This is a genomic window from Streptomyces sp. NPDC058751, from assembly GCF_042746485.1.
Lineage (GTDB): Bacteria > Actinomycetota > Actinomycetes > Streptomycetales > Streptomycetaceae > Streptomyces.
In genome coordinates this window covers 1-24,880 of sequence record NZ_JBHYPZ010000017.1, presented here as the reverse complement: position 1 = coordinate 24,880, position 24,880 = coordinate 1, and the positions used below count along the sequence as shown (strand labels likewise).

The following is a 24,880-nucleotide window of genomic DNA, read 5'->3' as shown; positions in this document are numbered from 1 at the left end:
GCCCTCACAGTTCCTTCGCCAGCTGGTGGATGAAGTCACGCGAACGGGTGGGTTCGAGTGACACGGCCTCCACCATATGGAAGAGCGTTCGAAAGGTGCCCAGTTGTGCCTCGGAATCGATGAACCCCGCGCCATGAGGTGCGTCCCGCACAGCTGTGTCCAGCTTGGGCACGGCACCTCCGACGTACATCATCGCGTTCGTGGCCCCGGCGAAGCCGTCGAGCTCGAAGGGGATGACGCGCACGGTGATGTGGTTCGCTTCGGAGAGCTCCAGGACGCTCGTCAGCTGGCGGCCGGCCGCTCTCCGATCGCCGACTCTGATGCGCAGGGCCGCCTCGTGGATCACCGCCCTGTACGGGACGGGAGCGGGTCTCGCGATGACCGCCTTGCGTTCCATTCGGTGGCGGACCCGCAACTCGATCTCGTCTCCGGGCAGTCGGGGAACCCGGTACGAGAAGACGGCGCGTGCGTAGTCCTCCGTCTGGAACAGCCCGGGGACGTGCAGGAACTCCACGTCGAGCCGGTGTGTTGCGTGGTGCTCCAATTCGGCCAGGTCCAGGAACGGCGTGGGCAGCAGGCCCCGGTACCCCTCCCACCAGCCGCGTGTCCGGTCGGTGGCCATTCCCACCAGCGCCTCGATCAACTCCCCGTCCGCGCAGGAGTAGTGAGCGGCGAGACTGCGTACCCGCTCCTCGCTCACCCCGGCGATGCCGGACTCCATCTGGCTCATCTGGGCCGAGTCGGACCCGATCAGTGCCGCCGCCTCGCGTGCTTTGAGCCCTGCGGCCTCGCGCAGTTTCCGTAGTTCGATGCCCAGGCGCTCCTGGCGTGCGGTCGGCTGCCGTCTGCGCGGCATGGCTTCCTCCCTCGCCCCAACTGCCCGGGGACAGTGACACCTTCGGGGGGAAGATTACGGCAGCGGCTTGCGTGGGCCCAAATTTTACCCATACCGTCGGTGACGCGACGCACACGCTGCGGAACCCCGGGGTACCCGGAAGCGCACCACTCCGCCCTGCCACGGCGGCCGTGACACTGCCACCGCCCGCGCCCCAGCGAACTCTCGACTCCCCACACCCGAACCGGAGTTCAGCCATGCCCACAACCGAACCCTGGACCTACAGCCTGCACATCCCCCACGACACCCGCGCGGTGACGGTCTGCCGCCGAACCGTCCGCCTGATCCTGACCCTGCACGGCCTGATCCGCCTCGCGGACGTCGCCGAGCTGCTGGCGGCGGAGCTGGTCTCCAACGCCGTACGCCATACGAAGGGGCCCGCGGCCCTACGGCTGCGCCGGCGGGACGGGGTGCTGCGGATCGGCGCCTGGGACGCGAGCCCGGTGCCGCCGCCGTACGACCTGGAGGCGGCTCCCGACGCGGAGGCGGGCCGGGGCCTGGTTCTCGTCCGGGCCTGCGCCGACGACTGGGGCTGGCACCCGCTGGGGCAGGGCGGCGACACCGGCAAGTACGTGTGGTGTGACCTGTCCGCGGCCTAGCTCGTTGATCACGCCAGATCGAAAGGAGGTCCGATGGTCAGCTCGTCGCACGAGGCGATGCATCACTTCGGCCAGAAGGACACGGCCGGGCTGATCCGCAACTTCCAGAAGCTGTTCCACGTGCCGTTCCCGGAACCGTGCGGCTTCACGGTGGTCAACACGGACTTGACCGAGATCGAGCCGGTCGAGCGGCGGGTGGACAGCCTGGTGCGGGTGCACACCGAGAGCGGTGACTTCCTGCTGGTGCTGGAGTCGCAGGGCAAGAAGGACGAGAGGAAGCGGGGAAGTTGGCCGTACTACCTCTCGTACCTCTACGAGAAGTACCGCTGTGAACCGGTGCTGATCGTGATGACCCAGAGCAGTTCCACCGCGCGTTGGGCGGCCCAGCCCATCCGGTTCGGTCTGCCCGGTTGGTCCTCGCTCGTCGTGAGGCCGATGGTTCTCGGGCCGGACCAGGTGCCTGTGATCACCGATGAGAAGGAGGCGGCGCAGGATGTGTCGCTCGCGGTGCTTTCGGCGATTACACATGGTAAAGGGCCAGGTGTCGCTGCGATACTGGCACCACTCGCGGCGGCTCTGGAGGCCATCGAACCGGCAGGTGCAGCTCTGCTGGCGCAGCTTGTGACGTCCGGCCTGGTGGATTCCCGGGCGAAGGAGATTTGGAGGGACCTGATGGCTCCGGTGAACTACTTCTTCCAGAATCCGGTCGCGGATCAGCTGAGGGACGAAGGGCGCGTCGAAGGGCGTATCGAGGATCGCATCGAGATGATCCTGCGGATCCTGGAGTTGCGCGGCATCGAGGTGTCTGACTCCACCCGGCTTCGCGTGCAGGCGTGTTCCGATCTGGAGCAGCTCAAGGTCTGGTCGGAGCGGGCCGTCCACGTGACCGACCCGGCCGACCTGTTCGCCCCTGAACGGGGTCAGTAGCCGTCCCGGATGATCTGCCGGGCCACCTTCGTGCGTGCGTCGGCCAGTTCCGTGGCGATCTGGCTCTCCCGTTCGGCGTCGGTCGTGACGGCCGGGGGGGGGGGTGGGCTCGCCGATCAGCAGGCAGGCGTGGCGCAGATGGGTCGGCGGGTGGGTCTCGTCGACGCTGTGGCCCCGCAGGGTGCCGGCCCGGCGCTGGCGCTCGCGCTCGTGTTCCGGCACGGACGCCAGGTCCGCGGCTAGACGCTCCCACAGCCCGTCCGCCCGGGCGGCTGTCTGTTCCCCGCCCCACGGTCCTTTCAGCGCGGCAAGATTGACCTCGCGCTGCAGCGTCACGGCGGCCGAGTCCGCGATCAGCAGATGGTCCATCAGTTCCAGGGTGGCCTGCGTCGACCCCGCGCGGGCGGCCACGCGGTCGGCGAGGTACTCGGCCCGCTGGGCGGCGCGCAGGGTCAGCCCCGTGAGGACCGTGAACACTCCGCGCACGAGCAGTCGGGGCACGATGTAGAGCAGGTTGACGATCCGTTCGTGCCCCCTCGGATCACCGATGGGCAGGAAGTAGTAGTACCAGGTGGCGAGCGACCGGCAGGCGGTCGCGACGACAGTGCCGTGCCGGGTGTCCCCGTTGACGTAGTGGCCCATCTCATGACCCAGCAGGGCGATGCGCTGCTGGGGCGTGAGGACCTCCCACAGGGGGAGCCCCAGCGTGAGGAGCCGGTGCCCGCGCACGCCGTAGCTCTGCACGCTCGCGTTGATCTCGGCGTCGACGGCGATCGCGTCGACGCCGCGGGTGCCGATCACGCGGGCGACCTCGTCGGTGAGCGCGAAGAGTTCGGGGGCGTCGGCACGCCGCAGGACGGGCTTGTCCTCCGGCAGCCGGGACAGCCGGGGCCGCAGCGACCAACCGAGGGCGAGGAGGAGGACGCCGGGCACCATTCCCCAGTCGCCCCATCCCCGGACGAGGAACCAGGCGCCGCCCGCGGTCAGCGCCAGGGTCAGACCGTGGACGACGAGCGCGACCGCGAAGGCGAGGACGGCCGAGGGGTCCCGCCGGGCCCGCAGGGTCCCGCCGGCGCTCAGTTCGGCCAGCAGTCGTTCACCGTGCCGCTGTGCCAGGGCCCGCCGAGCCCTGGCGATCCGGCCCCGCTTCTCCTCCGGCCGTTCCGGATCGACGTTCCAGTCGCAACCGGCGCACCACAGGGGGAACCGGTCGTCCCCGCGGATCTCGGTCCCGCATTCCGGGCACGGCTGAACCGTCTCCGCCGCGGCGGTGTTCGTCACTGATGCTCCTCTGCCCCCACGGCCCCTCCCCAGAGACCGCCTGTACATGTCAAGATGTAGTCGATCACGGAGGCGCGGTGGGGTAAAGCGCTTTGTGCGGACGCCCCGGAGCGGGCCGGGACCGGAGCGGACTCCGGCCCCGGGCGGGGATCAGGCCGACGGCGGAGGGGACTCCTCGGCCGTGGACTCCGGGGCCGGTGCCGGAAGTGGCCGTAGCCACAGCCACGTCAGGAAGAACAGGCCCAGGGCGAGCATGCCGAGGCCGGTCCACAGGTTGATGTTGATGTCGCCGGCCTTGGCGAGGTCGGCGTCGGAGGCCGTGATGCCGGCGACGGTGACGATGACGCCGTAGACCACGAACAGACCGCCGATGATGCGGCGGATGTCGAACAGCCGGGCCGCGGTCGCGGACCGCTTCTCCAGTTCCGTGACCTCGCGCTGGACGTCGTCTTCCGAATAGTCGGACATGGTTTCCTCATTCTCCCTCGTCGAAGCGGACCGAAGCGGGGCGCAACACGTCAGAACGAGAACGGGACGTAGCAGGCGGCCGCCAGGATCACCGCGCCCCAGCCCAGCAGCGCGGGACTGCGGTACCAGGCGTCGTCACCGGCGGCCGGCGGCTCGGCCATGCCGGGGGACACCGTGCCGTAGACCAGGCCCTCCAGCTCCCGCGCCGGCTTGGGGGCGGTGAAGAGCGAGACCCCCAGCATCACCACGCCGCCGGCCACGAAACCGGCGATCGCGGAGACGAAGTTGGCGCCCTGGTCGGAGGGGAAGCCGATGACGCCCCGCTTGTAGAAGACGAAGTAGTTCACCATCGCCGCCGTCGTACCGGCCAGCAGGCCCCAGAAACCCGACTTCACCGACGCCCGCTTCCAGAACATGCCGATGATGAAGACCGCGAACATCGGCACGTTGAAGAAGGAGAACAGCGTCTGGAGGTAGCTCATGATGTTGGAGAAGGACGAGGCCAGGAAGGCCGTGCCGATCGACGCCAGGACGCCGATCACCGTGATCAGCCGGCCGAAGCGGACGTAGTAGCCGTCCTCGCGGCCCCTGACCACGTACTTGGCCCAGATGTCGGTCGTGAAGACCGTGTTGAAGGACGAGACGTTGGCCGCCATGCCCGCCATGAACGCGGCCAGCAGACCGGTCACCGCGATGCCGAGGACACCGTTCGGCAGCAGCTCCTGCATCAGGTACGGGATCGCGTCGTTGTACTGGAGGTCCGAGCCGGGGGTGCCGATCCTCGGGACCAGGACGGCGGCCACCAGACCCGGGATCATCACCAGGAAGACGATGAAGATCTTCGGATAGGCCGCGATGAGCGGGGTGCGCCGGGCCGCGGAGAGGTTCTTCGCCGACAGTGCGCGCTGCACCTCGGCGAAGTTCGTCGTCCAGTAGCCGAAGGACAGCACGAAACCGAGACCGAGCACGATCGTCAGCCAGTTGGCGCCGAGCGGGTTGGCGCTGCCGATGCCCGTGCCGCCCCAGGCCGTCGTGAAGTCGGCGCCGTGGGTCTCTTCCAGGGAGTCGGTCAGACCGCCCCAGCCGCCCACCCGGTGCAGGCCGAGCGCGGCGATCGGGATCAGGGCCGCCAGGATCACGAAGAACTGGAGCACCTCGTTGTAGATCGCGGACGAGAGACCGCCGAGGGTGATGTAGGCGAGGACGAAGAACCCGGCGACCACGATCGCCACCCACTGCGGCCAGCCGAGCAGCGCCTCGACCACGATCGCCAGCGAGTAGAGGTTGACGCCGGCGATGAGGACCGCGGCGAAGGCGAACAGGACCGAACTCAGCAGGTGTGCCCACCTGTCGAAGCGCAGCAGCAGGAACTCGGGCACCGAGCGGACCTTGGAGCCGTAGTAGAACGGCATCATCACCAGGCCCAGGAAGACCATCGCCGGGATGGCGCCGATCCAGTACCAGTGCACGGTGTAGACGCCGTACTGCGCGCTGTTGGCGGCCATGCCGAGGATCTCGGTGGCGCCCAGGTTGGCCGAGATGAAGGCCAGGCCGGTGATCCAGGCGGGCAGTGAGCGCCCGGACAGGAAGAAGTCGAGGCTCGTCCGCACCGAGCGCCGGGCCGCGAAGCCGATGCCCAGGACGACCACGAAGTAGATGCCGAGGATCGTGTAGTCGAGTGCGTTCGTGGGGAGACGCAGCTCGGCGGCGAGCAGGATGCCCGGTCCGGGCGGTTGTGTGGGGGATCGCATCAGAACTCGCTTCGTCTCGTGCGCCCATCAAGCCGGGGCGTGCCGCCGAATCCGGCGCGCACACCCTCCTGATGGTGACCTTTGTTTGATTGTGACGTTGACTGTGATGGTGGCTTGTGGTTTGTTGTGTTCGGTTATGTTTGAAGGTTTGATCGGGTGCTGATGGGGAGTCCGACTGTGAAGAAGACCTCGACCCGGCTCGCCGACGGTCGTGAGCTCATCTACTACGACGCGGGCGACGACCGGGTGCGCGACGCGGTGGACCGACGTCCGCTCGATCCGACCGTCACCACCTCGGAGGTGCGCCGCGACCCGCTGCTCGGCGACTCGGTGGCGATCGCCTCGCACCGCCAGGGGCGCACCTACCACCCCCCGGCGGACGAGTGCCCGCTGTGCCCGTCCTCGGGCGACCGGCTGAGCGAGATCCCCGAGTCCTCGTACGACGTCGTGGTGTTCGAGAACCGCTTCCCCTCGCTGGCCGGGGACTCCGGCCGCTGCGAGGTCGTCTGCTTCACCTCCGACCACGACGCCTCCTTCAAGGACCTGACGGAGGCGCAGGCGGCCCTCGTCCTGGAAGCCTGGACGGACCGCACCGCCGAACTCTCCCATCTGCCCTCCGTACGGCAGGTCTTCTGCTTCGAGAACCGCGGCGCCGAGATCGGCGTGACGCTCGGTCACCCGCACGGGCAGATCTACGGTTACCCCTTCACCACCCCGCGCACCGCGCTGATGCTGCGCTCCCTCGCCGAGCACAAGGAGGCGACCGGCGGGGAGAACCTGTTCGACGAGGTCCTCGCGCGGGAGACCGCGGACGGATCGCGGGTCGTCCTGTCGAGCGACCACTGGATCGCCTTCGTCCCGTACGCCGCCCACTGGCCCTACGAGGTCCACCTCTACCCGCGCCGCCGCGTGCCCGACCTGCTCGGCCTCGACGAGGACGCGCGCACAGAATTCCCCCAGGTCTACCTGGAACTCTTGAGGCGCTTCGACCGGATCTTCGACGGACAGGGCGGTGGGAAGGACGGGACGGGCGAGCCGCCGACGCCGTACATCGCGGCGTGGCACCAGGCTCCCTTCGGCCCGCTGGAGGAGTTCGAAGGCGTCAACCGGGACGACTTCGCCCTCCACCTCGAGCTTTTCACCATTCGCCGCACTTCCGGCAAGCTGAAGTTCCTCGCGGGTTCCGAGTCCGGCATGAACGTGTTCATCAACGACGTGCCGCCGGAGACCGCGGCTCAGCGACTGCGAGAGGTAGCGAGTACATGAGTGGGAAGTACCTGGTGACAGGTGGAGCCGGCTATGTGGGCAGTGTGGTCGCGCGCCACCTGATCGAGGCGGGTCACACGGTCACCGTCCTCGACAACCTCTCGACGGGATTCCGCGAGGGCGTGCCCGCCGGTGCCACGTTCGTCGAGGGCGACATCCGCGACGCCGCCAAATGGCTGGACCCCTCCTACGACGCCGTCCTGCACTTCGCGGCGTTCTCCCAGGTCGGCGAGTCCGTGGTGAAGCCCGAGAAGTACTGGGACAACAACGTCGGCGGCACCATGGCCCTGCTCGCCGCCATGCGCGACGCCGGAGTGCGCACGCTGGTCTTCTCCTCCACCGCCGCGACCTACGGCGAACCCGAGACCACCCCGATCACGGAGTCCGCCCCGACCCGGCCCACCAACCCCTACGGCGCCTCCAAGCTCGCCGTCGACCACATGATCACCGGCGAGGCGGCGGCGCACGGACTCGGCGCCGTCTCCCTCCGCTACTTCAACGTGGCCGGCGCCTACGGCGAGAGCGGTGAGCGGCACGACCCCGAGTCGCACCTCATCCCGCTCGTCCTCCAGGTCGCGCAGGGCCGCCGCGACGCGATCTCCGTCTACGGCGACGACTACCCGACGCCGGACGGCACCTGCGTCCGCGACTACATCCACGTCGCGGACCTCGCCGAGGCGCACCTGCTGGCCCTTACGGCCGCGGCCCCCGGCGAGCACCTGATCTGCAACCTCGGCAACGGCAACGGCTTCTCCGTCCGCGAGGTCATCGAGACGGTGCGCCAGGTGACCGGACACCCGATCCCCGAGGTCGTGGCACCGCGCCGCGGCGGGGACCCGGCGATCCTGGTCGCCTCGGCCGAGACCGCACGGCAGCGGCTCGGCTGGAACCCGTCCCGCGCGGACCTCGCGGGGATCGTCGCGGACGCGTGGGAGTTCGCACAGAAGAACACGGCTAAGGGGTAACGGGTGGAGCGGGTGGAGCAGGCAGGGGTACGTGAGGGCTTCGAGGCGCTGTACGGCGCCGCGCCCGAGGGCGTGTGGGCGGCGCCCGGCCGGGTCAACCTGATCGGCGAGTACACGGACTTCAACGAGGGGTTCGTGATGCCGCTGGCACTGCCGCACACGGCGGTCGCGGCGGTGTCCCGCCGGTCCGACGGCGTGCTGCGGCTGCACTCGGCGGACATCGAGGGACCCGTCGTCGAACTGCGCGTCGACGAGCTGACGCCCCGGTCGGACACCGGCTGGGCCGCCTACCCGGCGGGTGTCGTGTGGGCGCTGCGCGAGGCGGGCCACGCCGTCGGCGGCGCGGACGTCCACCTGGCCTCCACGGTCCCCACCGGCGCCGGGCTGTCCTCCTCGGCGGCCCTGGAGGTCGTCACCGCCCTCGCCCTCGACGAGCTGTACGGACTCGGGCTCACCCGGCCCGAGCTGGCACGGCTCGCCCAGCGCGCGGAGAACGACTTCGTCGGCGTGCCCTGTGGGGTCATGGACCAGACGGCGTCGGCGTGCTGCACCGAGGGGCACGCCCTGCACCTCGACTGCCGTGACCTCTCCATCCGCCAGATCCCCTTCGACCTCGCCTCCCAGGGCCTCGAACTCCTCGTCGTCGACACCCGGGTGAAGCACGCGCTCGGCGACGGGGCGTACGCCGAGCGGCGGGAGGGCTGCGAGGAGGGGGCGCGGCAGCTCGGCGTCTCCCACCTGCGCGATGTCGCTCACGAGGAGCTCGACGCGGCCCTCGCCCGTCTCTCCGACGAGCGCGTGCGTCGCTACGTCCGCCACGTCGTCTCCGACGACCACCGGGTCGACCGGGTCGTCTCCCTGCTGGACGCGGGTGACGTCCGGGCGATCGGGCCGGTCCTGACGGACGGTCACGCCTCGCTGCGGGACGATCTGCGGATCTCCTGTCCCGAGCTGGATCTCGCCGTCTCGGCGGCGAACTCCGCCGGGGCCCTCGGGGCGCGGATGACGGGGGGTGGGTTCGGGGGGTCGGCTGTCGTGCTGCTCGAAGCGGCCGACGTCGACTCGATCACCAAGGCGATCACGGAAGCGTTCGCCGCGGCGGGCTTCACCGCTCCGCGGGTGTTCCCGGCGGTGCCTTCGGCGGGAGCCCGGCGGATCGGCTGACCCACGGCTTCTTTCGCCCCCTCCGCCCCTGCCCGTCCCTTGTTCGGGGGCTCCGCCCCCGGGCCCCCGCTCCTCAAACGCCGGAGGGGCTGGAACTTACGCCGGAGGGGCGGGGCTTGGGCCGGAGGGGCTGGGGCTCATGCCGGAGGGCTGGGGCTTGGGCCGGAGGGGCTGAAACGCTTCGTCAAGGTGTACTCCGTGATCCCCGGCGGGTAGTCGGGGATCGCGGCCACCACCTCGTAGCCGTGCCTGCGGTAGAAGTCCGGGGCCTGGAAGTCCCAGGTCTCCACGCGGGCCGCGGCGCAGCCGCGTGCGGCGGCGGCCTGTTCGGCCTCGGTCAGGAGCCGGCTGCCCAGGCCCGTTCCGCGGTGACGGCCGTCGACCCACAGGTAGGTGACGTGCAGCCAGGTCGTCCAGGTGTGGCCCACCAGACCGCCGGCCAGACCGCCGTCCTCCTCCAAGGCCCACACCTGGAGCGGGAGTTCCCGCTCGGCCGGGGTTCCGCGCAGCGCGCGCAGTTCCGGGGACGCCGCCGTGTTCGTGTCCAGCAGCCGTCTGCGGAGCAGATCCCGACGCTCCTTGTCGTCTCCTGTCTCGATACGAAACATACGGCTCACCATAAACGCGCTGGCCAACCAGTTCTGCAAATTGCCTTCCGCTCTCCGCCCCCGCCCGTACTCTGATGAACGGTGCCGGTGGGGGCCGGTGCTGATCAGGGGGCGAGACGGTCGGGTACGACGCCCGAAGGGGGGGTAGCACTTCCAGCACGGCGGCGGCCGTGCGGCAAAGGGCACCCCGTTCTCCGGGTCCCAAGCGGGCCCGGGATCACCTCGGGCGCCGTACCCGTACGGATCGTCCCCCGACAGTGGGGGTTTCTGTGGTTCGCATCCGAGTACTGGTCGTCGACGACCATCGCATCTTCGCCGAGTCGCTCGCCGCCGCGCTCGCGGCCGAGCCCGACGTCGACGTGTCCGCGGCCGGCAGCGGTCCGGCCGCGCTGCGCTGCCTCGAACGCGCGGCGGCCGAGGGCCGCCGCTTCGACGTACTGCTCGTCGACGCCGACCTGGGCGGCAACCTGCCGGGCATGCGCCCGGCGGTACCCGTCCAGGAGGGCAACGAGGACGGCCTGGTCGACGGCATATCGCTGGTCGCCGGAGTGCGCTCCGGACAGCCGGGCGTACGGACCGTCGTACTGGCCGAGAAGGACGACCCGTGCCGGGCCGCGCTCGCCCTGCAGGCCGGGGCCTCGGGCTGGGTCGCCAAGGACTGCTCGCTGTCGCGGCTGCTCACCGTCATACGGGGCGTGCTGCGCGACGAGACCCACCTGCCGCCCGCCCTGCTCACCGGGGTGCTCCGCGAGCTCACCGCCGCGCGCAAGCACCGCACCGAGAGCGAGCGGCTCGTCGAGTCGCTGACGCCCCGCGAGCGCGAGGTGCTGCGGTGCATGGTCGCCGGGCTCGGGCGCAAGGCGGTGGCGGAGCGGCTGTTCCTGTCGCCGCACACCGTCCGCACCCACATGCAGAACGTCCTCGGCAAACTCGGTGTGCACTCCACCCTCGCCGCCGTGGCACTGGCCAGGCGCGCCGGTGTCGGACCCGCCGACCTAACCGGGGATGTTGTCGAACGGGGCGGTCAACTGGCGTAGCAGGCCGGCCAGTTCACCGCGCTGTGCCCGGCTCAGCTCGGCGAGGATCGCCCGCTCCTGGTCGAGCAGGCCGGCCAGCGCCTGGTCCGCGCGGTCGCACCCCTCGTCCGTGAGGCGCACGAGCACGCCCCGGCGGTCGCTCGGGTCCGGGAGGCGTTCCACCAGACCCTTCTTGGTCAGACGGTCGATGCGGTTCGTCATCGTGCCGGAGGTGACGAGCGTCTGGGTCAGCAGCTGCCCCGGAGAGAGCTGGTACGGGGAACCCGCGCGCCGCAGTGCCGTCAGCACGTCGAACTCCCAGGGCTCCAGGCCGTGCTCGGCGAAAGCGAGCCGACGGGCACGGTCCAGGTGCCGGGCCAGCCTGCTCACCCGGCTGAGCACCTCGAGCGGTTCCACGTCGAGGTCCGGGCGCTCCCGGCGCCACGCAGCGACCAGCCGATCGACCTCGTCCTCCATGACGATCAGTGTAGTGGTTGTGTCGACATGAAGTCTCTTGATGTGGAGCTTCTTGAAGACAAGTCTCTTGACGTCGAGATAGACCCTCTGTGAGGCTGGAGGTCCGAACGGTCCGGTCACCGCCGTCCCTCGGCGGTCCGCGACCCCGCGGCGACTTCGAGGAGGCCACCCATGGCTGCCACCCCCACCTGGGACCCGGGCCAGTACCTGCGTCACTCCCGGCACCGGGCCCGCCCCTTCGCCGACCTCCTCGCCCAGGTCCCCGGCCTTCCGCACGACCCCGCGCGCATCGCCGACCTCGGCTGCGGCCCCGGCAACGTCACCGCCCAGATCGCCGCCCGCTGGCCCACCGCCCACATCACCGGCTACGACAACTCGGCCGACATGCTGGCCAGGACCGAGGAGCACGCCGGCCCCACCGCCGGCGGCGGACGGCTCGACTTCGCCCACGCCGACCTCACCGACTGGACCCCCGCCGAGACGTACGACCTGATCACCTCGAACGCCGCGCTCCAGTGGGTCCCCGGACACCTGGACTCGCTCCCCGGCTGGCTCGACGCCCTCGCGCCCGGCGGCACCCTCGCCTTCCAGGTGCCCAACAACACCGACGCCCCGCTGCACGCCCTGCTGCGCGAACTCGCCGCCTCCCCGCGCTGGAAGGGCCTGGTCGGCGACACCCTCCGCGCCGCCGACTCGGTCCACGACCCGCTCGTCTACCTGGACCGCCTGGAGGCCGCCGGCTGCCGCACCGACGTCTGGGAGACCACGTACATGCAACTGCTGACCGGCCCCGACCCCGTGCTCGACTGGACGAAGGGGACCGCCCTGCGGCCCGTGCTGACCGCCCTCGCCGACGACCCCGAGGCCACGGACGCCTTCCTCACCGCCTACCGGGACCTGCTGCGCGAGGCCTACCCCGCCCGCCCCCACGGCACGGTCCTGCCGTTCCGCCGGCTGTTCGCCGTCGCCCGGAAGGAAGCCTGACCCCACCGCGCCCGACCACCTCGGGCCGGGAGCCGCCCCGCCGAGCGGGGCGGGGAACCGGGACGGCCGGGAGCACGGCTCCCGGCCACCCTCCTAAGCCTTGCGGTGCCCTATCAACCGCGGCTTCGGCTCAAGACCGTCCAGACCGTGCCACGCCAGGTTCACCAGGTGCGCGGCCACCTCCGCCTTGCGCGGCTTGCGGACGTCCAGCCACCACTGGCCCGTCAGCGCGACCATGCCGACCAGGGCCTGCGCGTACAGCGGCGCCAGCTTCGGGTCGAAGCCGCGGCTCTTGAACTCACGGCCCAGGATGTCCTCCACCTGGGTGGCGATGTCCGAGATCAACGACGCGAACGAACCCGTCGACTGCGGGATGGGGGAATCACGGACCAGGATGCGGAAACCGTCCGTGTACTCCTCGATGTAGTCCAGAAGGGCGAACGCCGCCTGCTCGCACAGCTCACGCGGATGGCCCGCCGTCAGCGAACTGGTCACCATGTCCAGCAGCCGCCGCATCTCACGGTCCACCACCACCGCGTACAGGCCCTCCTTGCCGCCGAAGTGCTCGTAGACCACCGGCTTGGAGACACCGGCCCTGGCCGCGATCTCCTCCACCGACGTGCCCTCGAAGCCCTTGGCCGCGAACAGGGTGCGGCCGATCTCCAGCAGCTGCTGACGGCGCTCGGCGCCGGTCATGCGGGTGCGACGCGCGCGCCGCGGCTTTTCGGTGCTGCTCGGGGTGCTGCTGGAGTCGGTCGCCACGCCGTCAATCATGCCGCTTCAGCGGTTTCCGTCTTGCGTCGGGAGCCGTTCCCGTCGTCGCTGCGGCGCGAATCGATACGCGAGCGTGACGGCCAGCGCACGTCGTAGGCCCATCCGAGCTGTTCGAACCAGCGGATGATCCGCGCCGAGGAGTCGAGCTGGCCGCGGTCCACGCCGTGCCGGGCGGACGTGGGGTCGGAGTGGTGGAGGTTGTGCCAGGACTCGCCGCACGAGAGCACCGCCAGCCACCACACGTTGCCCGAACGGTCACGCGACCTGAACGGACGCTTGCCCACCGCGTGACAGATCGAGTTGATCGACCACGTCACATGGTGCAGCAGAGCCACCCGGACGAGTGACCCCCAGAAGAACCCGGTGAACGCGCCCCACCACGACATCGTCACCAGACCGCCGATCAGCGCCGGCAGCGCCAGCGAGAGCATCGTCCAGAAGATGAACTGACGCGAGATCGCCCGGATCACCGGATCCTTCACCAGATCCGGCGCGTACTTCTCCTGCGAGGTCCGCTCCTCGTCGAACATCCAGCCGATGTGCGCCCACCACAGGCCCTTCATCAGCGCCGGAACCGTCTCCCCGTACCGCCACGGCGAATGCGGGTCACCCTCCGCGTCGGAGAACCTGTGGTGCTTGCGGTGGTCGGCCACCCAGCGCACCAGAGGACCCTCGACCGCCATCGACCCCGCGATCGCGATCGCGATCCGCAGGGGACGCCTCGCCTTGAAGGAGCCATGGGTGAAATAGCGGTGGTAACCGATCGTCACACCGTGGCAGCCCAGGTAGTAGAAGAAGACCAGCAGGCCGACGTCCAGCCAGCTCAGCCCCCGTCCCCAGGCCAGCGGCACCGCCGCCAGCAGTGCCAGGAACGGAACGGCGATGAAGAGGAGGAGCGTGATCTGTTCGAGCGACCCCTTTCTCTCGCCGCCGAGCGTCGCGGCGGGCGACGAGACGTCGTCGCCCGCCCGCGGGGCGTCGTCGATCACATCGGAACTCGTGGTCATGGGCGTCCCCTGTGGGGTTCGAGGGTGAGGAACGGCGGGGAGGAGTGTCCGGGCGCGGACCCAGGATCCTCCCGCCGTCCGACGGGAATACCTACGGGTCCGTAACCTACGGCGTCGTAAGTATGTCAGCGCGTAGCCCGGCGGCAAGAGCCCGTGAGCCTGCGCGTCTCAGGGGACACCTATCCTTGGTATCGGTCGGACAGCGCGGTCCGTTCTGATTTCTTCCCGGATGCCACCTCCCCAAGCGGCACCCGCCGCGCGCGGTCGTCACCCGGGTTCCCTCCCAGACGAGCTTCGAACGAGATTCCCCACTCTTCAGACGAGCTTCACCACTGCAAGGAGCCGCACCTGTGAGCAGTGCCGACGACCAGACCACGACCACCAGCAGCGAACTGCGCGCCGACATCCGCCGCCTGGGCGACCTGCTCGGCGAGACCCTCGTCCGGCAGGAGGGCCCCGAGCTCCTGGAACTGGTCGAAAAGGTCCGCCGCCTGACCCGTGAGGACGGCGAGGCCGCCGCCGAGCTGCTGCGCGGCACCGAACTGGAGACCGCCGCCAAGCTGGTCCGAGCGTTCTCGACCTACTTCCACCTCGCCAACGTCACCGAACAGGTGCACCGCGGCCGCGAGCTGCGCGCCAAGCGCGCCGCCGAGGGCGGCCTCCTCGCCCGTACGGCCGACCGGCTCAAGGACGCCGACCCCGAACACCTGCGCCAGACGGTCAAGAACCTCAACGTCCGACCCGTCTTCACCGCCCACCCCACGGAGGCGGCCCGGCGCTCGGTCCTCAACAAGCTGCGGCGCATCGCCGCACTCCTGGAGACCCCGGTCATCGAGGCCGACCGCCGCCGCTACGACACCCGCCTCGCCGAGAACATCGACCTGGTGTGGCAGACCGACGAGCTCCGCGTCGTACGCCCCGAGCCCGCCGACGAGGCCCGCAACGCCATCTACTACCTCGACGAGCTCCACGCGAGCGCCGTCGGCGACGTCCTGGAAGACCTCACCGCCGAACTCGAACGCGTCGGAGTCGCCCTCCCGGACGACACCCGCCCCCTCACCTTCGGCACCTGGATCGGCGGCGACCGCGACGGCAACCCGAACGTCACCCCCGCCGTCACCTGGGACGTCCTGATCCTCCAGCACGAGCACGGCATCAACGACGCCCTGGAACTCATCGACGAGCTCCGCGGCTTCCTGTCAAACTCCATCCGCTACACCGGCGCGACCGAGGAACTCCTGGAGTCCCTCCAGAGCGACCTCGAACTCCTGCCGGAGATCAGCCCCCGCTACAAGCGCCTCAACGCCGAGGAGCCCTACCGCCTCAAGGCCACCTGCATCCGGCAGAAGCTGGAGAACACCAAGCTCCGCCTGGCCAAGGGCACGCCCCACGAGGACGGCCGCGACTACCTCGGCACCGCCGAACTGCTGTGCGACCTCACCCTCATCCAGACCTCCCTGCGCGAGCACCGCGGCGGCCTCTTCGCCGACGGCCGCATGAACCGCACCATCCGCACGCTCGCCGCGTTCGGCCTCCAGCTCGCCACCATGGACGTACGCGAGCACGCGGACGCCCACCACCACGCCCTCGGCCAGCTCTTCGACCGCCTCGGCGAGGAGTCCTGGCGCTACGCGGACATGCCGCGCGACTACCGCGCCAAGCTCCTCGCCAAGGAACTGCGCTCCCGCCGCCCCCTCGCCCCCACCCCCGCGCCCCTCGACGCCGCCGGACAGAAGACCCTCGGCGTCTTCGAGACCGTCAAGAAGGCCCTGAAGGTCTTCGGGCCCGAGGTCATCGAGTCGTACATCATCTCCATGTGCCAGGGTGCCGACGACGTCTTCGCCGCCGCCGTCCTCGCCCGCGAGGCCGGACTCATCGACCTGCACGCCGGCTGGGCCAAGATCGGCATCGTGCCCCTCCTGGAGACCACCGACGAGCTCAAGGCCGCCGACACCATCCTGGAGGACATGCTCTCCGACCCCTCGTACCGCCGCCTCGTGGCGCTGCGCGGGGACGTCCAGGAGGTCATGCTCGGCTACTCCGACTCCTCCAAGTTCGGCGGCATCACCACCTCCCAGTGGGAGATCCACCGCGCCCAGCGCCGACTGCGCGACGTCGCCCACCGCTACGGCGTACGCCTGCGCCTCTTCCACGGCCGCGGCGGCACCGTCGGCCGCGGCGGCGGCCCCTCGCACGACGCGATCCTCGCGCAGCCCTGGGGCACCCTGGAGGGCGAGATCAAGGTGACCGAGCAGGGCGAGGTCATCTCCGACAAGTACCTCATCCCCTCCCTGGCCAGGGAGAACCTGGAACTGACGGTCGCCGCCACGCTCCAGGCGTCCGCCCTGCACACCGCACCCCGCCAGTCCGACGAGGCCCTCGCCCGCTGGGACGCCGCCATGGACGTCGTCTCCGACGCCGCCCACGCCGCCTACCGCGAACTCGTCCAGGACCCCGACCTGCCGACGTACTTCCTCGCCTCCACGCCGGTCGACCAGCTCGCCGACCTGCACCTGGGCTCGCGGCCCTCCCGCCGCCCCGGCTCGGGCGTCTCGCTCGACGGACTGCGCGCCATCCCGTGGGTCTTCGGCTGGACCCAGTCCCGGCAGATCGTGCCCGGCTGGTTCGGCGTGGGCTCCGGCCTCAAGGCACTGCGCGAAGCGGGCCTGGACACCGTGCTCGACGAGATGCACGAGCACTGGCACTTCTTCCGGAACTTCATCTCCAACGTCGAGATGACCCTCGCGAAGACCGACCTGCGGATCGCCCGCCACTACGTCGACACCCTCGTCCCGGACGAGCTCAAGCACGTCTTCGACGCCATCGAGGCCGAACACGAGCTGACCGTGCGCGAGGTCCTGCGGGTCACCGGCGGCGAGAAGCTGCTCGACACCAACCCGGTGCTCCAGCAGACCTTCGCCATCCGCGACGCCTACCTGGACCCGATCTCCTACCTCCAGGTCGCCCTCCTCAAGCGCCAGCGCGACGAGGCCGCGGCCGGCCAGGCCGCGGACCCGCTGCTCTCGCGGGCCCTGCTCCTGACGGTCAACGGTGTGGCGGCGGGCCTGCGCAACACCGGCTGACGCACCGCCGACACACGAGAAGGCGCCCTCCGCGCTCGTACCCGTACGAGCGCGGAGGGCGCCTTCGTGCGTCCGTGAGGTCCCAGGGCCGGCACGATTCCCGTCCGCCCGTGACCGACCGGACAGGGCCTAGTGCCGTGACCGGAAAGGTTCACCGGCTCGCGACGCCCGGCACGGCACCTCGCCGCGTTGTCGCATCACCCGAGTACGTCCAGTACGCGGGCGATGCTCCGCCTTGCGATGCACCGCACCGGACGCCGCGAGCTTCCCGGCAAACCTTTCCGGTCACGGCACTAGAGGGCCAGGAACGTCGCCGTCAGCAGGGCGACCCCCGTACCCGCCATCAGCCAGGCCACGCGGGTCAGCCGCAGACCACCCGCCACCACCACCGAGGCGAGCAGCAGCGCACCCCCGAACGGGACCCAGGCGTAGAGCAGCCCCGCCGGACCGCTGCGGACGACCTCGTCACTGCCGGGCTTCACCGTGACCGTGTACGTCCGGTCCTTCTCCACCGCCACCGACCGGTCGATGACGACACGGGCCCGCGCCCGCGAACCCGCCGACACCGGCGTGTACGGCCCCGCGCAGACGTCTCCCGAGCACGACCGCACGGCGATCGTGCCCTGCTCCCGGCCCTTGCCCAGCATCACGTGCTGCGCGGTGCCCCAGGAGGCCCAGACGCCCGCGATCAGAATGAGCCCGGTGACCACGCCCATCGCCGCGAGCTGCCCGAAACGCAGCACCGCGTACGCGCTCTGACGTGAGGTGACGGCACGCATGGCGGGGATCATTGGCCATGGCCGCGCGCCCGGTCAACCCCGGCAGGGGACAAGTCGGCAGTTGTACGAGTACGTCGGCCACCCGCCCCGCACCCCCGCGACCCCGGACCCGCCCTCAGGAGTTGTAGGTGCCCTGGGCCCGCTCGAGCCCCTCGATCACCAGACACTCCACCGCGTCCGCCGCCCGGTCCACGAAGTAGTCCAGCTCCTTGCGCTCCGCCGACCCGAAGTCCTTCAGCACGAAGTCCGCGACCTGCATACGGCCCGGAGGACGCCCGATGCCGAACCGCACCCGGTGATAGTCCGGGCCCATCGCCTTCGTCATCGACTTCAGCCCGTTGTGGCCGTTGTCACCGCCGCCCAGCTTCAGCCGCAGCACGCCGTAGTCGATGTCGAGCTCGTCGTGCACCGTCACGACGTTCGCCGTCGGCACCTTGTAGAAGTCCCGCAGCGCGGTCACCGGGCCACCCGACAGGTTCATGTACGACATCGGCTTGGCCAGGATCACCCGGCGGTTCGCCGGACCCGGCGGCCCGATCCGCCCCTCGATCACCTGGGCCTGCGCCTTGCCCGCCCGCTTGAACTTCCCGCCGACCCGCTCCGCCAGCAGATCCGCCACCATGAAACCCACGTTGTGCCGGTTCATGGCGTACTCCGGGCCCGGATTGCCGAGGCCCACGATCAGCCAGGGCGCATTGGCGTCGGTCGTCACGTCCGTGTCTCCCATGTGTCCTTGATACGCGGCAGCCGCCGCTCCCGGCAGGAGCGGCGGCTGACACAGATGAAGATTCCGGGGGGAATCAGGCCTCGGCGGCAGCCTCGGTCTCGCCCTCGGCGGCGGGCTCCTCGGCCTGCGCGGCCAGGACCTGGATGACGACAGCGTCCTCGTCGACCGCCAGCGTGGTGCCCTTGGGGAGCGTGATGTCCTTGGCGTGGATGGAGGCACCGGCCTCCAGGCCCTCGACGGAGACGGTGACCGACTCCGGGATGTGGGTGGCCTCGGCCTCGACCGTCAGGGTGTTCAGGACGTGCTCCAGGATGAAGCTGCCCGGGGCCAGCTCACCCTCGGTCTGCACGGGAACCTCGACGGCGACCTTCTCGCCACGCTTCACGAGGAGCAGGTCGACGTGCTCGAGGAAGCCCTTCAGGGGGTCGCGCTGGACGGCCTTCGGGATCGCCAGCTCGGACTTGCCGTCGAGGTCCAGGGAGATCAGGACGTTCGGCGTGCGCAGCGCGAGCAGCAGCTCGTGGCCCGGAAGCGTCACGTGGACCGGGTCCGTGCCGTGACCGTAGACGACACCGGGAACCTTGCCCTCGCGGCGGACGCGGCGGGCGGCACCCTTGCCGAACTCGGTACGGGACTCGGCGGCGAGCTTCACCTCGGACATTTTCACTCCTCGTAGATCCTGGGGAAGAAGGTCACCCGGCCAAACCATCGGCCTGCTACGAAGAGCGCGTCGATAACGGACCGCCGCACACAAGTGCGGCCTCCCTCGCCGAGCAACTGTGACAGCTTACGGGGCGGGGAGGCCGTACAAGAAATCGATCTAGGCGACCGGCGGGAGCGAGGCCTACTGCTCCTCGAACAGGCTCGTCACCGAGCCGTCCTCGAAGACCTCACGCACCGCGTCCGCGATCGTCGGGGCGATCGACAGCACCGTGATCTTGTCGAGCTCCAGTTCGCCCGGGGTCGGCAGGGTGTCCGTGAAGATGAACTCGCTGACCTTGGAGTTCTTCAGACGGTCGGCCGCCGGGCCGGAGAGCACACCGTGCGTGGCCGTCACGATGACGTCCTCCGCGCCGTGCGCGAACAGCGCGTCCGCGGCGGCGCAGATGGTGCCACCGGTGTCGATCATGTCGTCGACGAGGACGCAGACGCGGCCCTTCACGTCACCGACCACCTCGTGCACGGTGACCTGGTTGGCGACGTCCTTGTCACGCCGCTTGTGCACGATGGCCAGCGGAGCGTCCAGACGGTCGCACCAGCGGTCGGCGACCCGCACCCGGCCGGCGTCCGGGGACACGACCGTGAGCTTGGACTTGTCGACCTTGGCACCCACGTAGTCGGCGAGGATCGGCAGCGCGAACAGGTGGTCCACCGGGCCGTCGAAGAAGCCCTGGATCTGGTCCGTGTGCAGGTCGACCGTGAGGATGCGGTCCGCGCCGGCCGTCTTCATCAGGTCCGCGACCAGACGCGCCGAGATCGGTTCACGTCCACGGTGCTTCTTGTCCTGACGGGCGTAACCGTAGAAGGGCACGATCACGGTGATGCTCCGGGCGGAGGCCCGCTTCAGAGCGTCGATCATGATCAGCTGTTCCATGATCCACTTGTTGATGGGAGCCGTGTGGCTCTGCATCAGGAAGCAGTCGGCGCCGCGCGCGGACTCCTGGTAGCGGACGTAGATCTCACCGTTCGCGAAGTCGAAGGCCTTCGTCGGGACGACCCCGACACCCAGCTTGTGGGCGACCTCCTCGGCAAGCTCGGGGTGGGCGCGGCCGGAGAAGAACATCATCTTCTTCTCGCCGGTCGTCGTCTTGATCCCGGTCACAGCACTGTCTCCTCAGAGGTCATCTCAGTGGGCGTGAGAGGTCTTCTCAGCTGGGTTGCGAGAGGGCTTCTCAGCTGGGGTGCGGGTGTGCACTTATCACGGTACGCCGTTTGCGACGTGCCGTTTTCCGGTCAGCTTTCGCCTTGCGGTTCCCGGGAGGCGGTCTCCGCGGCCTTCGCGGCGGCGCTCCCGGGACGCTTGCGGGCCACCCAGCCCTCGATATTGCGCTGCTGGCCACGGGCCACGGCCAGCGAGCCGGGCGGCACGTCCTTGGTGATGACGGAGCCCGCCGCGGTGTACGCGCCGTCCCCGACCGTGACAGGCGCCACAAACATGTTGTCCGAACCCGTACGGCAGTGCGACCCGATCGTGGTGTGGTGCTTGTCCTGCCCGTCGTAGTTCACGAACACGCTGGCGGCACCGATGTTCGAGTACTCGCCGATCGTCGCGTCCCCCACGTACGACAGGTGCGGGATCTTCGTCCCCTCGCCGATCGTCGCGTTCTTCGTCTCGACGTACGTGCCGACCTTGGCCTTCAGGCCGATCCGCGTGCCCGGGCGCAGGTACGCGAACGGGCCCACCTTCGCCTCGGGACCCACCTCGGCGGTGTCGGCCACGGTGTTGTCGACACGGGCGCCGGCGCCCACCCGGGTGTCCTTCAGACGGCAGTTGGGGCCGACCTCGGCGCCCTCGGCCACGTGGGTGGCGCCCTGGAGCTGCGTCCCGGGGTGCACGATCGCGTCCTGCTCGAAGGTGACCGTCACGTCGACCCAGGTCGTCGCGGGGTCGACGACGCTGACGCCGGCCAGCATGGCCCGCGTGAGCAGCCGGTCGTTCAGGATGCGGCGGGCCTCGGCGAGCTGGACGCGGTTGTTGATGCCGGCGATCTCGCGGTGGTCGGCGGCGACGGACGCGCCCACCCGGTGCCCGGCCTCGCGCAGGATCCCGAGGACGTCCGTCAGGTACTCCTCGCCCTGGCTGTTGTCCGTGCGCACCTTGCCGAGCGCGTCGGCGAGGAGCCGGCCGTCGAAGGCGAAGACGCCCGAGTTGATCTCGCGGATCGCGCGCTGCGAGTCGCTCGCGTCCTTGTGCTCGACGATCGCGGTGACCGCGCCGCTGGCGCCGTCGCGGACGATGCGGCCGTAGCCGGTGGCGTCGGGGACCTCGGCGGTCAGCACGGTGACGGCGTTGCCGTCGGTGCCGTGGGTCGAGGTCAGCGCGAGCAGGGTCTCGCCGCTGAGCAGGGGGGTGTCGCCGCAGACCACGACGACGGTCCCGTCCACGCCGCCGCCGAGCTCTTCGAGGGCCATCCGCACCGCATGCCCGGTGCCGTTCTGCTCGGCCTGCACCGCCGTCCGGACGCCCGGGTCGATCTCCGTGAGGTGGCCGACGACCTTCTCGCGGGCGTGACCCACGACGACGACCAGGTTCTCGGGGTCCAACTCGCGCGCGGCGGCGAGCACATGACCGACGAGGGAGCGTCCGCAGATGTCGTGCAGGACCTTGGGAGTGGCCGATTTCATACGGGTGCCCTCACCCGCTGCGAGTACGACGACGGCTGCCGGGCGATTGGTGCTCACGGGACTGCCCTTCGGCTTCGGATGACGGGGGGTGGGACATCCGCAGGATACCGGGGCGTATCGGGAGGGATATGAGGAAGGGCCCTGACAGTGGTGTCAGAGCCCAAAGGTGGCGCAGTCAAGGTTCGAACCGAGCATTGCTCCCCCGCCAGGACTCGAACCTGAAATACATCATCCAAAGTGACGTGTGTTACCTATTACACCACGGGGGATTACCGGGTGAAGCCTACGCGGTTCGCCGCCTGGCTTCTACCACCATGCCAGACCACCAGCCTTCGATGCGACGGTACAAGTCGGCGCTTTGGAGGACTCGGACCACGAGGCAACCCCGGTAGTCCTGGCCGACGTTCTTGCGGTTGGTCTTCAGGTTGTGCTGCTTGAGGCTGGTCTTGCCGAACGCTGCAGCATCGCCGCCGACGAGTTCCATCCAGAAGCGTTCGGCGCCTTCCACATCACCTGACTCGTGGATGTGGACGTGGAACCGCAGGCGATCGGGGCTCACGCCCAGCAGGCGCAACCAGGCCAGGTAGACCATGATCATGCCGGGATCGCTGTTGATGAAGGTGGCTCGCTCCTGGGGGAGGTGAGGCTTGCTTTTGGCGCCCTCTGCCCAGTAGAGGCCGACGCCGAGCAGGAAGAGCTCGCGGTCGGACATCTCGCCGATGCTGTCCGTGGCTGCTTGCTTCGTCCGTTGACGCTCCTCCTCGCGCAGCTGCATCGTGACCGCCCAGCCGCGCTTGGCGATGGCTGAAGCCTCCTCCCGGGTTCGCTTCTTCCTCTCGGGCTTCGGCAGGTCTCGTACCCACAGGGAGATCGAGCTCTTCGAGCAGCCCAGTTCGACCTGGATCCGGTCGTAGGTCCAGCCCTGGAGGCGCAGCTCGCGGGCCCTGGCGCGGAGGTCGTCCTTCGCGCGGGGGCGCCTGGTCCAGTCGGGGGGCGGCTCGCCCTGGAGGAGGCGGTTGAGGATGTCGTTGTTGTAGATGTGCAGGCGGTCGCGGATCTGGCGGCGGCTGAGTCCCGTCCGGCGCAGCGCGACCGCTTGTTCCCGCAGGGCTTCGAAATCCGCGTACTTGCTCGATGGATGTGCCATGGGCATACCGTCGGGCCGGAATGCGGGCTTCCGGGGTCGAACGGTGATCGATTCAGCAGTTCGAGGGATATCGGAAGGTTTCGCTTCTGTTCGAAGGCGGGGCGTGGTGTGGGCCAGTGGGTAAAACTCACCGGAAAAGGTCCGGGGGGCGACCGTAGGCTGGAGTCATGACCACGACGGGGGAAGAGCACACCGCGGCCGGGACCGGGCCGTGGTGGTGGGTCGGATGGCGCGGTGCGGCACTGGACGCGGGGCTCGCCCTGGCGTCCGCGTTCGAGTGCGGCACCGAGGGGGTCCGCTTCGCGCACGACGCGGGACTGCCCGCTCCGGTGGGCGTCGTGTTCGGGGCGGTGGCCGGGTCCGTGCTGCTGGTGCGGCGCAGGTGGCCGATCGCGGTCGTCCTGGTGTCCATCGCGATCGCGCCCGCCCAGATGGGCTTCCTGATGGGACTCGTCGGGCTCTACACGCTCGCCGCGTCCGAGCTGCCGCGCCGCATCACCGCCGCGCTGGCCGGGATGTCCTTCGCCGGCATGCTGATCGTCACGTTCGTCCGGGCGCACCAGAGCGTGGTGGACGGGGACGTGCCGATGGGGAACTGGCTGGTCCCCTTCGCCTCGATCACGACGGCGATCGGGATGACCGCGCCGCCGGTGCTGCTGGGGCTGTACATGGGGGCCAGGCGGCGGCTGATGGAGAGCCTGCGGGAGCGGGCGGACTCGCTGGAGCGGGAGCTGCAGCTCCTCGCGGAGCGGGCGGAGGAGCGGGCGGAGTGGGCGCGCAACGAGGAGCGCACCCGGATCGCGCGGGAGATGCACGACGTGGTCGCGCACCGGGTCTCCCTGATGGTGGTGCACGCGGCGGCGCTCCAGGCCGTGGCCCGGAAGGATCCCGAGAAGGCAGTGAAGAACGCCGCCCTGGTGGGGGACATGGGGCGGCAGGCGCTCACGGAGCTGAGGGAGATGCTGGGGGTGCTGCGCACGGGGGACGGGGGGCGGGCGCGGGTGCCTTCGGTGCCGCTGGCGGCGGTGGGGGCCGCCGCGGCCGCGGCGGCTTCGCGGGCGGCGGGTGACTCCTCCGGTGCCGGTGAGGGGCCGAGGCTGGCCGAGCTGGACGAGCTGATCGGGCAGTCGGCGGCGGCGGGGATGGTCGTGGCGCTGTCGGTCGAGGGGGACATGCGGGCGTACGCCCGTGAGATCGAGCAGACGGCGTACCGGGTGGTGCAGGAGGCGTTGACGAACGTCCACAAGCACGCGGCGGGGGCCAAGACCTACGTGCGGCTGGCGCATCGGGTGTCCGAGATCGCGATGCAGGTGGAGAACGAGTGTCCGCCCGAGGTGGGGGTGGGGTCGTCCGTCGGGTTGCCCAGTGGGGGGAACGGGCTGCTGGGGATGAAGGAGCGGGTGGCCGCTCTGGGGGGTGTGTTCGTGTCGGGGCCGACCGATGCGGGTGGGTTCCGGGTGTCGGCTGTCATCCCCGCGTAGCCCTCCGGGCGGGGGTGCCGGGTGCGGCATCTGTTCGGTGGGTGGGGCGGGGCCGTGCCGGTACATCCGCCCGTCGCCGTCGGACGGAGAGGTGACCGTCGGTGGCGACGGGCATGTGATGTACCGGCACGGCCCC

The 24,880-nt window shown here is 70.0% G+C and carries 22 protein-coding genes, 1 tRNA gene and 1 pseudogene; 9 read left to right on the top strand and 15 right to left on the bottom strand.

Annotated elements, in window-relative coordinates; translation table 11 throughout:
- Positions 1 to 4: 4 nt before the first annotated feature.
- The gene (locus ACFW6B_RS17475; RefSeq protein ID WP_386596847.1) at positions 5 to 856 is read right to left on the bottom strand and encodes a helix-turn-helix domain-containing protein; all 852 of its coding nucleotides are present in this window, start codon (positions 854 to 856) and stop codon (positions 5 to 7) included.
- 236 nt (positions 857 to 1,092) lie between these two features.
- Between ACFW6B_RS17475 and ACFW6B_RS17470 the strand changes: the two genes are divergently transcribed.
- Positions 1,093 to 1,494 carry an ATP-binding protein gene (locus ACFW6B_RS17470; protein ID WP_386596845.1) on the top strand — a complete coding sequence of 134 codons (402 nt, stop codon included), beginning with the start codon at positions 1,093 to 1,095 and terminating at the stop codon, positions 1,492 to 1,494.
- A 33-nt stretch (positions 1,495 to 1,527) separates the two neighbouring features.
- Complete coding sequence (locus ACFW6B_RS17465) at positions 1,528 to 2,421, top strand: hypothetical protein (protein WP_386596843.1); 894 nt, start codon at positions 1,528 to 1,530, stop codon at positions 2,419 to 2,421.
- Positions 2,422 to 2,610: 189 nt separating this feature from the next.
- Here ACFW6B_RS17465 and ACFW6B_RS17460 read toward each other — a convergent pair.
- The 3 genes and pseudogenes from ACFW6B_RS17460 to ACFW6B_RS17450 all read right to left on the bottom strand — a co-directional run.
- A pseudogene (locus ACFW6B_RS17460) lies at positions 2,611 to 3,357 on the bottom strand (M48 family metallopeptidase); the annotation flags it as partial.
- A 495-nt stretch (positions 3,358 to 3,852) separates the two neighbouring features.
- Positions 3,853 to 4,170 carry a hypothetical protein gene (locus tag ACFW6B_RS17455; protein ID WP_386596841.1) on the bottom strand — a complete coding sequence of 106 codons (318 nt, stop codon included), beginning with the start codon at positions 4,168 to 4,170 and terminating at the stop codon, positions 3,853 to 3,855.
- Positions 4,171 to 4,220: 50 nt separating this feature from the next.
- On the bottom strand, positions 4,221 to 5,921 hold the full coding sequence (locus ACFW6B_RS17450; RefSeq protein ID WP_386596839.1) for a sodium:solute symporter family protein: 1,701 nt from the start codon (positions 5,919 to 5,921) through the stop codon (positions 4,221 to 4,223).
- A 177-nt stretch (positions 5,922 to 6,098) separates the two neighbouring features.
- Between ACFW6B_RS17450 and galT the strand changes: the two genes are divergently transcribed.
- The 3 genes from galT to galK are packed head-to-tail and all read left to right on the top strand — an operon-like array spanning position 6,099 to position 9,316.
- Complete coding sequence (gene galT / locus ACFW6B_RS17445) at positions 6,099 to 7,187, top strand: galactose-1-phosphate uridylyltransferase (protein ID WP_386596837.1); 1,089 nt, start codon at positions 6,099 to 6,101, stop codon at positions 7,185 to 7,187.
- Positions 7,184 to 8,152: a UDP-glucose 4-epimerase GalE gene (galE, locus tag ACFW6B_RS17440; protein ID WP_386596835.1), complete on the top strand. Its 969-nt coding sequence runs from the start codon at positions 7,184 to 7,186 to the stop codon at positions 8,150 to 8,152. Before galT ends, galE begins: the two co-directional genes overlap by 4 nt.
- 12 nt (positions 8,153 to 8,164) lie before the next feature.
- Positions 8,165 to 9,316 carry a galactokinase gene (galK, locus tag ACFW6B_RS17435; protein ID WP_386596833.1) on the top strand — a complete coding sequence of 384 codons (1,152 nt, stop codon included), beginning with the start codon at positions 8,165 to 8,167 and terminating at the stop codon, positions 9,314 to 9,316.
- Between the two features lie 137 nt (positions 9,317 to 9,453).
- On the opposite strand, the gene ACFW6B_RS17430 is transcribed toward galK, so the two are convergent.
- Entirely contained in the window at positions 9,454 to 9,936 is a 483-nt protein-coding gene (locus ACFW6B_RS17430) for a GNAT family N-acetyltransferase (RefSeq protein WP_386597120.1), read from the bottom strand.
- Between the two features lie 257 nt (positions 9,937 to 10,193).
- Here ACFW6B_RS17430 and ACFW6B_RS17425 point away from each other — a divergent pair, with 257 nt between their 5' ends.
- Positions 10,194 to 10,961 (top strand): LuxR C-terminal-related transcriptional regulator, encoded by a 768-nt coding sequence (locus ACFW6B_RS17425; RefSeq protein ID WP_386596830.1) that lies wholly within the window; start codon positions 10,194 to 10,196, stop codon positions 10,959 to 10,961.
- On the opposite strand, the gene ACFW6B_RS17420 is transcribed toward ACFW6B_RS17425, so the two are convergent.
- Entirely contained in the window at positions 10,920 to 11,417 is a 498-nt protein-coding gene (locus tag ACFW6B_RS17420; RefSeq protein ID WP_103553555.1) for a MarR family winged helix-turn-helix transcriptional regulator, read from the bottom strand. The two genes, ACFW6B_RS17425 and ACFW6B_RS17420, sit on opposite strands and share 42 nt — an antisense overlap.
- 171 nt (positions 11,418 to 11,588) lie before the next feature.
- Between ACFW6B_RS17420 and ACFW6B_RS17415 the strand changes: the two genes are divergently transcribed.
- A complete protein-coding gene (locus tag ACFW6B_RS17415) occupies positions 11,589 to 12,401 on the top strand; it encodes a trans-aconitate 2-methyltransferase (RefSeq protein WP_386596827.1) in 813 nt (270 codons plus the stop codon).
- Positions 12,402 to 12,494: 93 nt separating this feature from the next.
- Here the strand turns inward: ACFW6B_RS17415 and ACFW6B_RS17410 are convergent, their stop codons facing one another.
- Together ACFW6B_RS17410 and ACFW6B_RS17405 are read right to left on the bottom strand one after the other, a co-directional pair.
- Positions 12,495 to 13,175 (bottom strand): TetR family transcriptional regulator, encoded by a 681-nt coding sequence (locus ACFW6B_RS17410; protein ID WP_386596825.1) that lies wholly within the window; start codon positions 13,173 to 13,175, stop codon positions 12,495 to 12,497.
- Positions 13,172 to 14,182, bottom strand: coding sequence for an acyl-CoA desaturase (locus ACFW6B_RS17405; protein WP_386596823.1), 1,011 nt, complete (start codon positions 14,180 to 14,182; stop codon positions 13,172 to 13,174). The genes ACFW6B_RS17410 and ACFW6B_RS17405 overlap by 4 nt, the downstream gene beginning before the upstream one ends.
- A gap of 350 nt (positions 14,183 to 14,532) precedes the next feature.
- On the opposite strand from ACFW6B_RS17405, the gene ppc reads away from it, so the two are divergent.
- The gene (gene ppc, locus ACFW6B_RS17400) at positions 14,533 to 17,265 is read left to right on the top strand and encodes a phosphoenolpyruvate carboxylase (protein ID WP_386596820.1); all 2,733 of its coding nucleotides are present in this window, start codon (positions 14,533 to 14,535) and stop codon (positions 17,263 to 17,265) included.
- Positions 17,266 to 17,558: 293 nt separating this feature from the next.
- On the opposite strand, the gene ACFW6B_RS17395 is transcribed toward ppc, so the two are convergent.
- The 7 genes from ACFW6B_RS17395 to ACFW6B_RS17365 form a co-directional block, all read right to left on the bottom strand.
- Positions 17,559 to 18,056: a hypothetical protein gene (locus tag ACFW6B_RS17395; protein WP_386596818.1), complete on the bottom strand. Its 498-nt coding sequence runs from the start codon at positions 18,054 to 18,056 to the stop codon at positions 17,559 to 17,561.
- 103 nt (positions 18,057 to 18,159) lie between these two features.
- The gene (pth, locus tag ACFW6B_RS17390) at positions 18,160 to 18,771 is read right to left on the bottom strand and encodes an aminoacyl-tRNA hydrolase (protein ID WP_386596816.1); all 612 of its coding nucleotides are present in this window, start codon (positions 18,769 to 18,771) and stop codon (positions 18,160 to 18,162) included.
- 73 nt (positions 18,772 to 18,844) lie between these two features.
- Positions 18,845 to 19,432 carry a 50S ribosomal protein L25/general stress protein Ctc gene (locus ACFW6B_RS17385; protein WP_386596814.1) on the bottom strand — a complete coding sequence of 196 codons (588 nt, stop codon included), beginning with the start codon at positions 19,430 to 19,432 and terminating at the stop codon, positions 18,845 to 18,847.
- 183 nt (positions 19,433 to 19,615) lie between these two features.
- Positions 19,616 to 20,593 carry a ribose-phosphate diphosphokinase gene (locus tag ACFW6B_RS17380; protein WP_151471324.1) on the bottom strand — a complete coding sequence of 326 codons (978 nt, stop codon included), beginning with the start codon at positions 20,591 to 20,593 and terminating at the stop codon, positions 19,616 to 19,618.
- A 131-nt stretch (positions 20,594 to 20,724) separates the two neighbouring features.
- Positions 20,725 to 22,173, bottom strand: coding sequence for a bifunctional UDP-N-acetylglucosamine diphosphorylase/glucosamine-1-phosphate N-acetyltransferase GlmU (gene glmU, locus ACFW6B_RS17375; protein ID WP_386596811.1), 1,449 nt, complete (start codon positions 22,171 to 22,173; stop codon positions 20,725 to 20,727).
- A gap of 140 nt (positions 22,174 to 22,313) precedes the next feature.
- Positions 22,314 to 22,385, bottom strand: a tRNA-Gln gene (locus ACFW6B_RS17370).
- A gap of 14 nt (positions 22,386 to 22,399) precedes the next feature.
- Positions 22,400 to 23,263, bottom strand: a complete 864-nt coding sequence (locus ACFW6B_RS17365) for a hypothetical protein (RefSeq protein WP_386596809.1) — start codon at positions 23,261 to 23,263, stop codon at positions 22,400 to 22,402.
- A gap of 167 nt (positions 23,264 to 23,430) precedes the next feature.
- Between ACFW6B_RS17365 and ACFW6B_RS17360 the strand changes: the two genes are divergently transcribed.
- A complete protein-coding gene (locus tag ACFW6B_RS17360) occupies positions 23,431 to 24,744 on the top strand; it encodes a sensor histidine kinase (RefSeq protein ID WP_386596807.1) in 1,314 nt (437 codons plus the stop codon).
- The last annotated feature ends 136 nt before the right edge of the window (positions 24,745 to 24,880 follow it).